General features: G+C 63.0%; 18 protein-coding genes. 15 read left to right on the forward strand and 3 right to left on the reverse strand.

Translation table 11 applies throughout. The features are described from left to right. Positions 1–11 precede the first annotated feature (11 nt). From RB2654_RS01925 to RB2654_RS01935, 3 genes are all read right to left on the reverse strand, one after another. Entirely contained in the window at positions 12–1,073 is a 1,062-nt protein-coding gene (locus tag RB2654_RS01925; protein ID WP_008328071.1) for a YeeE/YedE family protein, read from the reverse strand. A 122-nt stretch (positions 1,074–1,195) separates the two neighbouring features. Further along, positions 1,196–1,555, reverse strand: coding sequence for an ArsR/SmtB family transcription factor (locus tag RB2654_RS01930; protein WP_040884281.1), 360 nt, complete (start codon positions 1,553–1,555; stop codon positions 1,196–1,198). An 84-nt stretch (positions 1,556–1,639) separates the two neighbouring features. Beyond that, the gene (locus RB2654_RS01935) at positions 1,640–2,014 is read right to left on the reverse strand and encodes a thioredoxin fold domain-containing protein (protein WP_008328076.1); all 375 of its coding nucleotides are present in this window, start codon (positions 2,012–2,014) and stop codon (positions 1,640–1,642) included. An 89-nt stretch (positions 2,015–2,103) separates the two neighbouring features. Between RB2654_RS01935 and RB2654_RS01940 the strand changes: the two genes are divergently transcribed. The 15 genes from RB2654_RS01940 (at position 2,104) to RB2654_RS02010 (ending at position 14,828) form a co-directional block, all read left to right on the forward strand. After that, positions 2,104–2,844 carry a cytochrome c biogenesis CcdA family protein gene (locus RB2654_RS01940; protein WP_008328077.1) on the forward strand — a complete coding sequence of 247 codons (741 nt, stop codon included), beginning with the start codon at positions 2,104–2,106 and terminating at the stop codon, positions 2,842–2,844. A 14-nt stretch (positions 2,845–2,858) separates the two neighbouring features. Continuing rightward, complete coding sequence (locus tag RB2654_RS01945; protein WP_008328079.1) at positions 2,859–3,446, forward strand: thioredoxin family protein; 588 nt, start codon at positions 2,859–2,861, stop codon at positions 3,444–3,446. 133 nt (positions 3,447–3,579) lie between these two features. After that, the gene (soxX, locus tag RB2654_RS01950; protein WP_040884283.1) at positions 3,580–4,059 is read left to right on the forward strand and encodes a sulfur oxidation c-type cytochrome SoxX; all 480 of its coding nucleotides are present in this window, start codon (positions 3,580–3,582) and stop codon (positions 4,057–4,059) included. Positions 4,060–4,093: 34 nt separating this feature from the next. Further along, complete coding sequence (soxY, locus tag RB2654_RS01955; RefSeq protein ID WP_008328085.1) at positions 4,094–4,510, forward strand: thiosulfate oxidation carrier protein SoxY; 417 nt, start codon at positions 4,094–4,096, stop codon at positions 4,508–4,510. A gap of 24 nt (positions 4,511–4,534) precedes the next feature. Beyond that, complete coding sequence (soxZ, locus tag RB2654_RS01960; RefSeq protein WP_040884285.1) at positions 4,535–4,864, forward strand: thiosulfate oxidation carrier complex protein SoxZ; 330 nt, start codon at positions 4,535–4,537, stop codon at positions 4,862–4,864. 25 nt (positions 4,865–4,889) lie between these two features. Then, the gene (soxA, locus tag RB2654_RS01965; RefSeq protein ID WP_008328089.1) at positions 4,890–5,741 is read left to right on the forward strand and encodes a sulfur oxidation c-type cytochrome SoxA; all 852 of its coding nucleotides are present in this window, start codon (positions 4,890–4,892) and stop codon (positions 5,739–5,741) included. A gap of 107 nt (positions 5,742–5,848) precedes the next feature. Beyond that, positions 5,849–7,546 carry a thiosulfohydrolase SoxB gene (gene soxB, locus RB2654_RS01970; protein ID WP_008328094.1) on the forward strand — a complete coding sequence of 566 codons (1,698 nt, stop codon included), beginning with the start codon at positions 5,849–5,851 and terminating at the stop codon, positions 7,544–7,546. A gap of 19 nt (positions 7,547–7,565) precedes the next feature. Next, complete coding sequence (gene soxC / locus RB2654_RS01975) at positions 7,566–8,843, forward strand: sulfite dehydrogenase (RefSeq protein ID WP_008328096.1); 1,278 nt, start codon at positions 7,566–7,568, stop codon at positions 8,841–8,843. Continuing rightward, positions 8,827–9,891 carry a c-type cytochrome gene (locus RB2654_RS01980; RefSeq protein ID WP_008328098.1) on the forward strand — a complete coding sequence of 355 codons (1,065 nt, stop codon included), beginning with the start codon at positions 8,827–8,829 and terminating at the stop codon, positions 9,889–9,891. Before soxC ends, RB2654_RS01980 begins: the two co-directional genes overlap by 17 nt. A 159-nt stretch (positions 9,892–10,050) precedes the next feature. Further along, a complete protein-coding gene (locus tag RB2654_RS01985; RefSeq protein ID WP_008328099.1) occupies positions 10,051–10,752 on the forward strand; it encodes a c-type cytochrome in 702 nt (233 codons plus the stop codon). A 27-nt stretch (positions 10,753–10,779) separates the two neighbouring features. Next, the gene (locus RB2654_RS01990) at positions 10,780–12,051 is read left to right on the forward strand and encodes an NAD(P)/FAD-dependent oxidoreductase (protein ID WP_040884286.1); all 1,272 of its coding nucleotides are present in this window, start codon (positions 10,780–10,782) and stop codon (positions 12,049–12,051) included. A 57-nt stretch (positions 12,052–12,108) separates the two neighbouring features. Then, positions 12,109–12,558: a DUF302 domain-containing protein gene (locus tag RB2654_RS01995; RefSeq protein WP_008328101.1), complete on the forward strand. Its 450-nt coding sequence runs from the start codon at positions 12,109–12,111 to the stop codon at positions 12,556–12,558. 214 nt (positions 12,559–12,772) lie between these two features. After that, the gene (locus RB2654_RS02000; protein WP_008328102.1) at positions 12,773–13,213 is read left to right on the forward strand and encodes a YeeE/YedE family protein; all 441 of its coding nucleotides are present in this window, start codon (positions 12,773–12,775) and stop codon (positions 13,211–13,213) included. 3 nt (positions 13,214–13,216) lie between these two features. Then, positions 13,217–13,660 (forward strand): DUF6691 family protein, encoded by a 444-nt coding sequence (locus RB2654_RS02005; RefSeq protein ID WP_008328103.1) that lies wholly within the window; start codon positions 13,217–13,219, stop codon positions 13,658–13,660. A gap of 268 nt (positions 13,661–13,928) precedes the next feature. Further along, positions 13,929–14,828 (forward strand): MBL fold metallo-hydrolase, encoded by a 900-nt coding sequence (locus RB2654_RS02010; protein WP_008328104.1) that lies wholly within the window; start codon positions 13,929–13,931, stop codon positions 14,826–14,828. Positions 14,829–14,839: the final 11 nt, after the last annotated feature.

The raw sequence follows: 14,839 nt of genomic DNA on the forward strand, positions 1-14,839 counted from the left end.
GAAGGCCGGTTCTATTCCGCCGGCTGAAAGCCCGAGATAAGCTGGCGCAGGCCGAACGCGGCACCGGCCATGATGGCGAGGAAGGTGACGGGGGCGCCGACGTAGAGCACGGAAAAGCCCGACAGGCCCTGGCCAATGGAACAGCCGAACGCGATCACCGCGCCGAAGCCCATCAGAACCGCCCCGCCGATCTGACGTTTGAGTTCGCGCGGGTCCTCGCAGGCCTCCCACCGGAAATGACCCTTGAGGGCCGAGCCGATGAAGGCACCCGCGAGCACGCCCGCCACGCTGCCCACGCCGAAATTGAGCGAGGTGCCCGAGGCGGTCATGAGATACAGGATCGTGTCGCCCAGAGGCGCGGAATAGGTGTGGCTTTCCACCGGGATCGCCGCGAAGCCCGTGTTGGCGATCCATTGCGTCCCGCCCCAGCCGACGACGACGGCGAGGCCGGCGACGACCGACCAGACGGCCTTCATCCGGGCCTTGCGCATTTCGGGCGAGGTGAACATCGCCGCGATGACGATCAGGCCGAGCGCGATGCCGAAGGTCGGCGCGGACAGGCCGGTGAGGTGTTCGATGTAATGCGCGATCCCCGGCACGGTCTCGCCCGGATCGAGGGGGCGTACAGGGAAGGCGAGGACGCGAAGATTGGCGAGGGGGCCGGATATGGCGACATAGGCGGCCAGCCCCATGACCAGCACGATGACGAAAGACCTGAGGTCACCGCCGCCAAGGCGGGCGAGCGCCCCGAAGCCGCAGTTTCCGGCCAGCGCCATGCCATAGCCGAACACCAGACCGCCGACGACCGAGGCCCACGGCACCCAGCCGAACTGGAGGTAACTGGCCGCGCGGGCATCGAGCAGACCCATCTGCATGAGCGCGAAACTGCCCGCGATGGCCGTGCCGATCGCGATGCCCCACATCCGCATCCTGACCGTCGAGCCGGCATAGAGAATGTCCTCGATCGCGCCCAGCGTGCAGAAGCGCCCCAGCCGGGCGGCAAGGCCGAGCATGATGCCGCCGACCAGACCGACGAGGGCCGCGACGTTGGATTCGCCCAGCAGTTCGAGCATGTGGTGCCTCCCGCGAACCGCAGTCCTCCCAGAGCCGGGGGCGGTTCCTCCCCGACGTCTTCATTCAATCGAATGTGGTGGTGGGTTTGCAAGCAAATCCGTCGCTGCGGCGCAGTGACGGGTTACTCGGCGGCCTTCGACTTGCCCTGATCGACCGAGCAGAACATGTCGTAGATGACTTCCAGAACGCGCCGGGGCCGGTCGTCGGCGAGGGAGTAATAGATCGCCTTGCCGTCACGGCGCGGTGTCACCAACCCTTCGAGCCTGAGCCGGGCGAGTTGCTGGCTCACCGCAGCCTGACGGGCCGACAGGAGTTCTTCGAGCTCGGTCACGGATTTTTCGCCGGTCACCAGATGGCACAGGATCATGAGCCGGCCTTCGTGGCTGATCGCCTTGAGAAAGGCCGAAGCGTCGCAGGCGGACGTAATCATCTTGTCCATGTCCTCGTCGGACATATCAGGTGTGATTACGGGAAGGGCCATCATCGGGTCCTGATTGTTGAGCGTTTCGCTAGAAGTTAAATCCATCGGGTCTATCCATGCAAATATTAACGTTCGAGCCTGCGTTCAACCATCCGCCTGTGTTGCCGGATCGAAACCGATCTGCGCTTTCAGCATCATCCCGAGCAGGCCCCAGAAGAAATCTTCGCCCGGATAGCCTTCGATCCGGGCCAGTTCGGCACCGTCCTCGACCAGCACGAAGGTCGGCGTGAAGTTCACCGGGCGGGCGAAGTCGAACTCCGTGCGCCCCTTTTGCACATCGACCAGCTGCACGCGCACCAGCGGCGCGGCCTGTCCTTCGGGGGTCTTCGGGTAGATCTCGGACAGCTCGGTATCCCATTGGCGGCAATAGGCGCAGCCGGGCTGTTCGACCATGACGAGGTCGGCCGCCAAAGCGGGTAGGGCGGCGAAGATCGCGAAAAGGGCGGCCAGAGCACGCATCGAAATTTCCGAGTTGACCAGACGATTTCAAAAAACATAATTCGTTTATGCGATTTGTTCAAGAACGGAACGGTCGCGTGGGAGGTTCTATGTTCGGTGACATTTCCTATGGCGGGGCCGCATTGGCGGGACTGGTGGCGTTCTTCACGCCCTGCATTCTGCCGATGGTGCCATTCTACCTGAGTTACATGGCCGGGATCTCGATGGCGCAGCTGACGGGCGAGGGCGACATCCAGCCCGGTGCGCAGCGTCGTCTCGTCGTCTCGGCGCTGTTCTTCGCGCTCGGCGTGACCACGATCTTCGGGCTTTTGGGCCTGGGCGCCACGGCCGCCGGGCAGGCCTTCGCCCAGTGGAAGCAGGAGTTAAGCTGGATCGCGGCTGCCGTCATCTTCGTCTTCGGCCTGCATTTCCTGCACGTCATCCGTATCCCGTTCCTGATGCGCGAGGCGCGGATGCAGTCCAAGGCGGACCCGTCCACCATCGTCGGGGCCTATGTCATGGGTCTGGCCTTCGGCTTCGGCTGGACGGCCTGCGTCGGGCCGGTGCTGGCCTCGATCCTGATGATCGCCGCGATGAAGGACAGCCTGTGGCAGGGGGGAAGCCTGCTTATCACCTTCGGCCTCGGCATGACCGCGCCCTTCGTGATCGCGGCGGTCTTCGCCAAGCCGTTCCTCGCCTTCATGGCGCGCAACCGCAAATACATGCCATACGTGGAAAAGGTCATGGGCGTCATGCTCATCCTCTTCGCCGTGCTCATCGCCACGGGATCGGTCAACACGATCTCGAACTGGCTTATCGAAACCTTCCCCGTGTTTTCGAACATGGGCTGACGGGAGATCTGACAATGCGCTTTCTGACGACCATCGCCGCCGCCGTGTTTCTGGCGCTTCCCGCCTTCGCCGCCACGATGGGCGACGACGGGCTGCACAAGGCCGAGTGGATGCACGAGACGTTCAAGGATATGTCCGAAGATCTTGCCGATGCCGAGGCCGAGGGCAAACGCCTTTTGGTGATCTGGGAGCAGCGCGGCTGCGTCTATTGCCGCAAGATGCATGAGGAGGTGTTTCCGGTTCAGGCGATCCACGACAAGCTGATGGACGACTATTACGTGATCCAGATGAACATGTTCGGCGATGTCGAGGTGACCGACTTCGACGGCGAGGCGCTGTCGGAAAAGGAAATGGCGCTGAAATGGGGGGTGATGTTCACGCCCACCATGATGTTCTTCCCGCCGGAAGCCGAGGTGGCCGCGGGCACGACCGGTCGCGAGGCGGCGGTCGTCGTGATGCCGGGGGCCTTCGGCAAGTCGACCACCGACCATCTGCTCGATTGGGTGCTGGAAGAGGGCTACAAGGGCGACGAAAACTTCCAGAAATACCATTACGAGCGTTTCAATGCCGAACAGGCCAATGGAACGGCTTTGTCGGATTAATCGAGTCTCACTTCAAAAATAATGCGCGACATCAGTGCCTTGTTAACGAAATCATTCACAAAGAAGAATTTGTGATTGGCAAGTTGTCGCAGGTGGCATACAGTCGTATTCACAAATCGTGATGGGAGGAATCATGAAGCGGACAATGATCGCGCTCGCCGCGTTCGCGATGGGGACCGGGGCGGCTTTCGCCGAAGAGACGGCTCCCGAGAACGTGTCGTTCGACGGCTACGAAGTGGCCGAGTCGCTGACCGGCGTGCCGGGCGACCCGGAAAAAGGTCGCGAAATCATGACCAACAAATCTGCGGGCAACTGCATCTCGTGCCATGCGGCCGAGGCCTATGCCGACGTGCCGTTCCACGGCGAGGTCGGGCCGGTGCTCGACGGGGCCGGGGATCGCTGGAGCGAGGCCGAGCTTCGCGGGCTGGTCGTCAATGCCAAGATGGCGTTCGACGGCACGGTGATGCCCGCGTTCTACAAGACCGACGGGTTCACACGCCTTGGCGATGCCTTCACCGGCAAAGCCTGGCCGGAAGGAGAGCCGGTGACGCCGCTTCTTACCGCGCAAGAGGTCGAAGATGTGGTCGCCTACCTGAAGACACTCACCGAGTGAGCCGGGCGGCGGACAGACTAATCAGGAGAGACACATGAAACTCACACGACGTGATGCACTGGCCTGGGGCCTCGGCGCGACTGCCGTCGCCATGCTGCCGATGCGCGCATTCGCGGCGGCGGACGACGCCATCGCGGCATTCACCGGCGGGGCCGACGTGGGCGAAGGCGACATCAGCCTCGACGCGCCGGAAATCGCCGAAAACGGCAACACGGTTCCGGTGACGGTCGCCGCTCCGGGTGCGGTCGCGATCCGCATTCTGGCGGCGGGCAACCCGACGCCGGGCGTGGCCACCTTCAACTTCGGCCCTGCGGCGGGCAGCCAGTCGGCCTCGACCCGCATCCGGCTCGCCGGCACGCAGGACGTCATCGCCATCGCGCAGATGGAAGATGGCAGCTTCATCCAGACCGCCAAGACCGTGAAGGTCACCATCGGCGGCTGTGGCGGCTAATCAGCGGAAACAGGAGTAAAAACAATGGCATCTGGTGTTAAACCCCGCGTCAAATCTCCCAAGACCGCTGCGGCGGGCGAAGTTGTGACGCTCAAGACCCTCATCAGTCACCCGATGGAATCGGGCCAGCGCAAGGATAGCGACGGCAACGTCATTCCGCGCTCGATCATCAACCGTTTCACCTGCGAACTGAACGGAAACATGGTCGTCGACGTGACGCTGGAACCGGCGATCTCGACCAACCCCTACTTCGAATTCGAAGCCAAGGTGGATGCGACCGGCGAGTTCAAGTTCACGTGGTACGACGACGACGGCGACGTCTACGAAGACACGCAAGCCATCGAAGTTGCCTGAAACCGGCACGCAGGGAGGAGACATAATGAAAGCGAAACTGCTTACAGGTATCGCGGCGGCTGCTCTCGCGTTCGGCGCGGGGGCGGCGATGGCCGACGAGGACGCGGAGCTGGTCATCAACGGCGAGATCGAGATCGTCACCAAGACGGCGGCACCGGCCCATCTGGACGGTGCGCTGGACGAGATCATGTCGGGCTGGCGCTTCCGGGACGACACGACTCAGGCCATGCAGATGGACGACTTCGACAACCCGGCGATGCTGGCGGTCGAAGACGCGCTTGAGATCTGGGCGACCGCCGACGGCTCCGAAGGCAAATCCTGCATGGATTGCCACGGCGCGGCCGAGGATATGGCAGGCGTCAAGCCGGTCTATCCGAAGTGGAACGAGGCCGCGGGCGAAGTCTACACGCTGCAAATGCAGGTGAACGACTGTCGCGAGAACCGCATGGGGGCCGAACCGTGGAAGGTGGACGCCTCCGACGCGCTCGCGATGGAAGGTCTGTTGTCCTCGGTCAGCCGCGGGATGCCGATGAACGTCGCGATCGACGGTCCGGCCCAGTCGACGTGGGAGCAGGGCAAAGAGCTCTACTACACCCGCACCGGCCAGCTCGACCTGTCCTGCGCGACCTGCCACGAACAGAACTACGGCAACATGATCCGCGCCGACCACCTCAGCATGGGGATGGTCAACGGGTTCCCGACCTACCGTCTAAAGGACAGCAAGCTGGTGGGCGTTCAGAGCCGGTTCAAAGGCTGCGTGCGTGACACGCGGGCGGAAACCTACAGCCCGGGTTCGCCGGAGTTCATCGCGCTGGAACTGTACGTCGCATCGCGCGCCAACGGTCTGTCGGTCGAAGGTCCGGCCGTCCGCAACTAAACCTCAGACCCCGCGCGGGCAGGTCTCGCGCGGGGTTTTGTCTACCTAAATATATTCCGTTTTTAGCATACGACTAAGGTCGCAGACGGAAGCCAACGGAGAACCCAATGATTTCTCGCCGCGATTTCCTGCAAGTGGGCATGGCCGCCAGTGCGCTGGTCGGTGCCTCGGGCTTCGGGAACTGGGCGCGCCTTGCCGCGCAGCAGACCCTGACGCAGGACCAGCTTCTCGACTTCGACACGTTCGGGAACGTCACGCTGATCCACGTCACCGACATCCACGCGCAGATGAAGCCGATCTACTTCCGCGAACCCGAGATCAACCTCGGCGTCGGTGAGAACAAGGGCAAGGTGCCGCATATCACGGGTGCCGAGTTCAAGGCGCGCTACGGCGTGGCCGATGGAAGCCCGTCGGCTTACGCCTTGACCTACAACGATTTTTCGGCGCTGGGCCGCGAGTATGGCAAGGTCGGCGGGCTCGACCGCGTGGCCACCGTGGTCAAGTCGATCCGCGCTGCGCGGCCCGATGCGCTGCTGCTCGACGGCGGCGACACATGGCACGGCTCCTACACCTGCTACCAGACCGAGGGGCAGGACATGGTCAACGTGATGAACGCGCTGGCCCCCGATGCGATGACGTTCCACTGGGAATTCACGCTCGGCTCGGACCGGGTGCGCGAGTTGATCGAAGGGCTGCCCTTCGCCGCGCTTGGTCAGAACATTTTCGATGCCGAGTGGGACGAGCCCGCCGAAAGCTTCGAAAGCTACAAGATGATGGAAGCGGGCGGCGTGAAGATCGGCGTGATCGGTCAGGCCTTCCCCTACATGCCCATCGCCAACCCCGGCTGGATGTTCCCCGAATACTCCTTCGGCATTCGTGACGAGCGGATGCAGGAGATGGTGGACGAGGTGCGCGCGGCGGGCGCCGAGCTGGTCGTCTGCCTCAGCCACAACGGCTTCGACGTGGACAAGAAGATGGCGGGCCGGGTGCAGGGCATCGACGTGATCCTGTCGGGCCACACCCACGACGCGCTGCCCGAGCCGGTCGTGGTCGGTGACACGATCATCATCGCCTCGGGGTCGAACGGGAAATTCGTGAGCCGCGTGGACCTCGACGTGCGCGACGGGCAGATGATGGGGTTCCGGCACAAGCTGATCCCGATCTTCTCGGACGTGATCGAAGCCGACGCCGAAATGACCGCGCTGATCGACGAACAGCGCGCGCCCTATCTCGGCGAACTGGAAGAGGTGATCGGCACCACCGATACCGAGCTTTACCGGCGCGGCAACTTCAACGGCTCGTGGGACGATCTGATCTGCGATGCGCTGATTTCCGAGCGCGAGGCGGACATCGCCATGTCACCCGGCGTGCGCTGGGGGCCGAGCCTTCTGCCCGGCGACAACATCACGCGCGAAGATATCTGGAACGTCACGTCGATGACCTACCCGAACGCCTATCGCACGGAAATGACGGGGGAATTCATCCACACGATCCTCGAGGACGTGGCGGATAACCTTTTCAACCCGGACCCCTATTACCAGCAGGGCGGCGACATGGTTCGCATCGGTGGCATGGGCTACCGCATCGACATCACCAAGCCGCAGGGCAGCCGGATCACCGAAATGACGCTTCTCAAGACCGGCGAAGCGATTGACCCCGCCAAGACCTATCAGGTCGCGGGCTGGGCAAGCGTGAACGAGGGCACCGAAGGCCCGCCGATCTGGGACGTGGTGGAAAGCCACATCAGGAAACTGGGCACCGTGACGCTCGACCCGAATACCTCGGTCGAAGTGGTGCAGGGATAAGACGCGGATAGGAGGCGAGATGTCGATGGACGATCTGAAAACCTCACGTCGTGGGTTCCTCATGAGCAGCGCCGCCGCCGGTGGCGCGCTCCTGGCGGCCGGCACGGCGCGGGCCGAGGGGGCCGACCCCCTCATCACCGAAGTGCAGGACTGGGCCAGCGGTCTGGGCGACGGCGTGGACGCCACGCCCTATGGGATGCCGATCGAGTTTGAGGCAGACGTGGTGCGGCGCAACGTGCCGTGGCTGACCGCCGATCCGATCAGCTCGATCAACTTCACCCCGATCCACGCGCTCGACGGCACGATCACCCCGCAGGGCTGCGCTTTCGAACGTCACCATTCGGGCGCCATCGAACTGCGCAAGGAAGACTACCGGCTGATGATAAACGGGCTGGTCGATAAGCCGCTCGTGTTTGCCTATGCCGATCTCGAACGCTTCCCGCGCGAAAACCACGTCTATTTCTGCGAATGCGCGGCGAACACGGGCATGGAATGGGCGGGGGCGCAGCTCAATGGTGCGCAGTTCACCCACGGTATGATTCACAACATGGAATATTCCGGCGTGCCGCTGCGCACGCTTCTGGAAGAGGCCGGGATGGATGCCGCTGGGGATCTGTCCGACAAATGGGTCTACGTGGAAGGGGCCGATGCCTCGTCCAATGGCCGCTCGATCCCGATGGAAAAGGCGCTCGACGACGTGCTAGTGGCGTTCAAGGCCAACGGCGAGGCGCTGCGCAAGGAACATGGCTATCCCGTCCGGCTCGTGGTGCCGGGCTGGGAAGGCAACATGTGGGTCAAATGGCTGCGCCGGATCGAGATCACGGATCACGCGGTGGAAAGCCGCGAAGAGACATCGAAATACACCGACACGCTGGCCGACGGCACGTCGCGTAAGTGGACATGGGTCATGGACGCCAAATCGGTCGTGACCAGCCCCAGCCCGCAGTCGCCGATCACCCACGGCCCGGGCCCGCTGGTCATCACCGGGCTGGCGTGGTCCGGTCACGGCGCGATCACCGGTGTCGACGTTTCCATCGACGGTGGCGCGAACTGGCAGAAAGCCCGCCTCGCCAAGCCCGGCGCGAAGATGGCGCTCACGCGGTTCTACCTCGACATCGACTGGGACGGCTCCGAGATGCTTCTGCAAAGCCGCGCCCATGACGAAACCGGCTATGTCCAGCCCACCAAGGCGCAATTGCGCGAGGTGCGCGGGCTGAACTCGGTCTACCACAACAACTGCATCCAGACCTGGCATGTGAATACCGACGGGAGCGCAGAAAATGTCGAAGTTTCCTAAGTTTATCGCGGGAACGGCGCTGGCCACCCTGATCGCCGCGCCCGCCGTCGCGGACGTCTACGGCCTTGGGCGCGAGGCTTTGCCGGAAGAAATCGCGGCGTGGAACGTCGACATTTCCCCGGACGGCTCGAACCTGCCCGAAGGGTCGGGATCGGTCGAGGACGGCGAGATCCTGTTCTCGGACAACTGCGCGGCCTGTCATGGCGAATTCGCCGAAGGGGCGGGCAATTGGCCCAAGCTCGCAGGCGGCGACGACACGCTGGCCAATGACGATCCGGTCAAGACCGTTGGCAGCTACTGGCCCTATCTGTCGACCGTGTTCGACTATGTGCACCGGTCCATGCCCTTCGGCGCGGCGCAGACGCTGTCCTACGACGACACCTATGCGATCACGGCCTATATCCTGTATTCCAACTTCCTCGTGGACGACGATTTCGTGCTGTCGAAAGAGACGTTCATGGATGTCGAGATGCCCAATGCGGACGGGTTCATCATCGATGACCGGGCCGAGACGGAATACACGCAGTTCACCGAAGCCAACGCCTGTTACGAGAACTGCAAGGACAGCGTCGAAATCACGATGCGGGCCACGGTGCTCGACGTGACGCCGGAGACCGAGGAAGAAGCCTCGGTTCAGGATGCGTCGGAGGAGGCGCCGGTCGAGGTGGCCGCGGCCGAAACCGAAGCTCCGGCTGAGGAGGCCGCAGCCCCCGCTATGGCCGAACCCGACCCGGAACTGGTGGCGGCGGGTGAAAACGTCTTCAAGAAGTGCAAGGCCTGCCACAAAGTCGGCGAGGGTGCCAAGAACGGCACCGGGCCGATGCTGAACGGGATCATCGGCCACCCCGCCGGTGCCGTGGAGGGCTTCAAATATTCGAGCGGTCTTCAGGATGCGGCGGCGGGTGGTCTGGTCTGGGATCAGGCTGCGATGACGCAATTCCTGACCAAGCCGCGTGACTTCATCAAGGGGACCAAAATGTCCTTCGTGGGCCTCAAGGATCAGGAAGATATCGACGCGGTGATCGCGTATCTCTCGACCTTCGAATAGGTCGGATGTATCCTCCCGACGGTCGGCGTTGCACGGAATGTCGTGCGGCGGCGACCGTCATTTCATTTCATATTGCGATTTAAATACAGACACTTACGATCCATCGTTCATGCGAAAATCGTTGTGCGATCAAGTGTCGCAGAGTAAGCTGAGATCGTGATGAAACGATTGTCTCTTTTCTGCGCGGCGACCGCGATCCTCATCGCGACGGGCGCGCAAGCCAACGAATTCGGCGATGCCGAGGACGGGGCGAAAATCTATCGCAAATGCCGGGCCTGCCACATGGTCGGGTCCGAGGCGTTCAACCGGACCGGTCCGCAGCTGAACGGCATATTCGGGCGCGCGGCGGCGTCGGTCGATGGCTTTCGCTATTCCGATGGTCTGACCCGCATGGGCAACGACGGGCTTGTCTGGGATTTCGACACGCTGGACGCCTACATCGAGAACCCCAAGGCCTTCGCCTCGGACACGCGCATGAACTTTCCGGGGGTGAAGGACGCAGGCGAGCGGGCCGATCTGCTCGCCTTCCTGCGCCAGTATTCCGACAAGCCGCGTGACATCCCCGAAGCCGCGCCGACCGCCACCCCGCGTGAGGTCGACCTGTCGGACGAGATCCTCGCCATCGTCGGTGACCCCGAATACGGCGAATACCTCGCCTCCGAATGCACGACCTGTCACCAGCTCGACGGCGATAACGACGGGATTCCGGCGATCGTCGGCTGGCCGGAGGAGGATTTCGTGGTCGCGATGCACGCCTACAAGGAAAAGTTCAGGCCGCATCCCGTCATGCAGATGATGGCGGGTCGGCTGTCGAACGAAGAGATTGCCGCACTGGCGGCGTATTTCGGAGGGCTCGAATAGCCCTCGTTTTCAGGGAGGAGAACGAAAATGGCATTGAACAGAAGGACTTTCATGGGCGCCACGGCGGGCGCCGCCGCTGCGACACTGGCCGCGCCGCATGTCTATGCCGCGAGCCACGGAGGCAAGCCCAAGGTCGTCGTCGTGGGCGGCGGGGCAGGCGGTGCCACGGTGGCGCGCTATCTGGCCAAGGACGCGGGCGATGCGCTCGACATCACCTTGGTCGAACCGACGCGGGTCTATTACACCTGCTTTTTCTCGAACCTCTATCTGGGCGGCTTCCGCACGATGGAAAGCCTTGCCCACGATTACGGCAACATCGCCTCGGCGGGGGTCAACGTTGTGCACGACTATGCCGTGGGCGTGGACAGGGATGCCAAGACCGTCACGCTCGCCAGTGGCGATACGCTGATGTACGACCGTCTGGTTCTGTCGCCGGGGATCGACTTCATCGACGGCGCGGTGCCCGGATGGGACGTGAGCCAGCAGAACAAGATGCCCCATGCCTACAAGGCCGGGAGCCAGACCGAGCTTCTGAAAGCGCAGATCGAAGCGATGCCCGAGGGCGGCACCTTCGCCATGATCGCCCCGCCGAACCCTTATCGCTGCCCGCCGGGGCCGTATGAGCGGATTTCGATGGTCGCCCACATGCTCACCCAGATGAACCCGACGGCCAAGATCCTCGTCGCCGACCCGAAAGAGAAGTTCTCGAAGCAAGGCCTTTTCGAAGAAGGGTGGAACACGCATTACTCCGGCATGATCGAACGGATCGGGCCGGATTTCGGCGGCAACAACGTGTCGGTGGACCCGGATGCGATGACCATCGACATCGACGGGGCGGTCGAGAATGTGGACGTGTGCAACGTGATCCCCGCGATGAAAGCGGGCGTGATCTGCGAGCGGGCCGGGCTGAACGACGGCAATTGGGCGCCGGTGGACGGGGCCACGATGCAAAGCCGGATCGACGAGAATGTGCACGTGCTGGGCGATGCCTGCGCGCAGGGCGACATGCCCAAGTCGGGTTTTTCCGCCAACAGTCAGGCCAAGGTGGCGGCGATGGCCGTGCGCGCGGCCCTGACCGACAGCCGCATGTTCCCCGCCAAGTTCTCGAACACCTGCTGGTCGCTCATCGCGCCCGACGACGGGGTCAAGGTCGGCGCGAGCTATGAAGCGACCGAGGAAAAGATCGCCTCGACCGACAGCTTCATCAGCCAGACCGGCGAAGACGCGGCGCTGCGAAAGGCGACCTACGAGGAAAGTATTGGCTGGTATGCCGGTATCACTTCTGATATATTCGGATAATCGAATGTATGGCGCGGGCTGGCATCAAGCCGGCCCGCCACACAGCGGGAGGACCCCATGAAACGCATTCTGATCGCGGCCATCGCCGCCGTCTTTGCCGCCACCGCAGCGCAGGCCGAAAGCCACGCTGGCGGTCAGGCGACGACCTATACCTATGACGGCAGCTTCGACGATGCGGCCTTCGCCGTCGAGAACGCCATCGTGGGGCAGGGGCTGGTCATCGACTACACCTCGCACACCGGCGAAATGCTCGCGCGCACGGCGGTCGACGTCGGCTCGGACGTGGTGCTGTTCGAAGAGGCGGACGTCTACCTGTTCTGCTCGGCGGTGGTCAGCCGCAAGGTGATGGAAGCCGATCCGATGAATATCGCCCACTGTCCCTACGGCATCTTCGTCGCCGAACGCGAGGGCGAGGTGATGATCGGGTATCGCAACTATCCCGAAGGCCCGATGCAGGAGGTTCAGGCCCTGCTCGACAGCATCGTTCAGGACGCATTGGGCAACTGACGCGACCGGGTGCTGGCGGAACACTGTTCTCAGGCCGGGGGTTCCTCCGGCCTGATGTGGAACGGTTTTGGTTCCTGCGCGCTTACTGACGGGACGACGTTCCGTCTTGGCGGCCAAAACCACAAAATAATCATTTTTTTGAATGTTTACTTGCGAACCGCGGGCTGGCCGAATAGCTAGACCCTTCAAGACGACATGAACGAGTGAGGCGAACATGGAAGTCATCGAAACGGCCTTTACCCCCTGGGCCTCTCTCATCGGGGGACTACTGATCGGACTGGGCACCGTGCTGCTCATGGCCGTGCGCGGCAACGTGCTGGGTGCGACCGGCATTCTGGCGGGGTTCATGACGCCCTCGTCCTCGTCCGACTGGGCGTGGCGGGCGGTGATGATCCTCGGCATGATCTCGGCCCCCATCGCGATCCTTCTGGCGACCGGCAGCTTCCCGGCCATCGAGGTGCCCGTGAACCGCTGGATGATGATCGTCGGCGGCATCATCGTGGGTGTGGGCGTGACCTATGGCTCGGGCTGCACCTCGGGCCACGGGGTCTGCGGCGTCGCGCGGCTCTCCCCGCGTTCCATCACCGCCACGATCAGCTTCATGCTGACCGCCGGCATCACCGTCTACATCCTGCGCCACGTGATCGGAGGCTGACCCATGGAAAAGCTGCTTGTCTACATTTCCGGCCTGCTCTTCGGCCTCGGCGTGTCCATCGGTGGCATGGCGAACCCGGCCAAGGTTCAGAACTTCTTCGACGTAGCGGGCGCGTGGGACCCGTCCCTGATCCTCGTCATGGGCGGCGCGCTGGCCGTGACCGCGCCCGGTTACTGGTTCCTGTTCAAGCGCGGCAAACCGATGTTCGCGAGCGCGTTCAGCGTGCCGACCAACCGGACCATCGACACCAAGCTCGTCGCCGGGTCGGCGGTGTTCGGGATCGGCTGGGGGATCGCAGGGTTCTGCCCCGGTGCGTCGATCCCGGTGCTCTCGACGCTGAACCCCGACGTGCTGATCTTCACCGCATCGCTCATCGGCGGCGTGCTGATCGCCAAGGGCGCGATGAAGATGACCGCGAACCGCAAGGCCGCCGCTCAGGCCGCCTGACGGGACCACACAGACCAGACGAAAGGCCGCGTCCGCCGGGCGCGGCCCTTTTCGTGCGCCGGACCTTGGCCGAGCCGGTGCAAACGTGCCGCAAAACATGCGCCCGAGAAAAATAAATTCAAAAAAACGAATGTGAGGGGTTTACGCATCGCTCAGGTCCGCCTATCTCATCTTCAACGGCTTGAATGCGTGCATCGAACGCGTATTCAGGGCAAACTGGACCCGCCGGGGCTGGGCATGGCTCCCCCGGTCAATTCTGGAGGGAGTTATGAAGGACATGACCCAGAGCTATCCCGTGGACACCTCGGTCAAACCGGACGTGAAAGCGTTCTTCGATCCGGCGACGAACACGATTTCCTACGTGGTGAAAGATCCGAACTCGAACGCCTGTGCGATCGTCGACAGCGTCATGGACATCGACTATGCCGCCGGGCGCATCACCTACGACAACGCCGACGAGATCATCGCCTATGTGCAGGATCAGGGGCTCGACGTCGAATGGCTGATCGAAACCCACGTTCACGCCGACCACCTGTCCGCCGCGCCCTATATCCAGAGCAAGGTCGGCGGCAAGATCGGCATCGGTGAAAACATCGTCGTGGTGCAGGACGTGTTCGGCAAGGTCTTCAACGAGGGGACCGAGTTCCAGCGTGACGGCTCGCAGTTCGACCGCCTGTTCAAAGAGGGTGACACCTACCAGATCGGCGGCCTGACCGCCTTCGCGATGCACACGCCGGGCCACACGCCCGCCTGTATGACGCACGTTGTGGGCGACGCGGCCTTTGTCGGTGATACGCTGTTCATGCCCGATGGCGGGTCGGCCCGTGCCGATTTCCCGGGCGGCGATGCCGGTGTCCTTTACGACTCGATCCAGAAGGTGCTGGCCCTGCCGGACGAAACCCGTCTGTTCATGTGCCACGACTACGGACCGAACGGCCGCGATATCGAGTGGGAAACCTCGGTCGCTGCCGAGAAAGAGCACAACATCCACGTCGGTGGCGGCAAGTCGAAGGAGGACTTCGTCAAGTTCCGCACCGAGCGCGATGCGCAGCTCGACATGCCGCGTCTCATCATTCCGTCCTTGCAAGTGAACATGCGGGCTGGCCAGATGCCCCCCAAGGACGAGCAGGGCGACGTTTTCTTCAAAGTGCCCGTCAACAAGCTCTGATCGGGACATGA

Source organism: Maritimibacter alkaliphilus HTCC2654, from assembly GCF_000152805.1.
GTDB lineage: Bacteria > Pseudomonadota > Alphaproteobacteria > Rhodobacterales > Rhodobacteraceae > Maritimibacter > Maritimibacter alkaliphilus.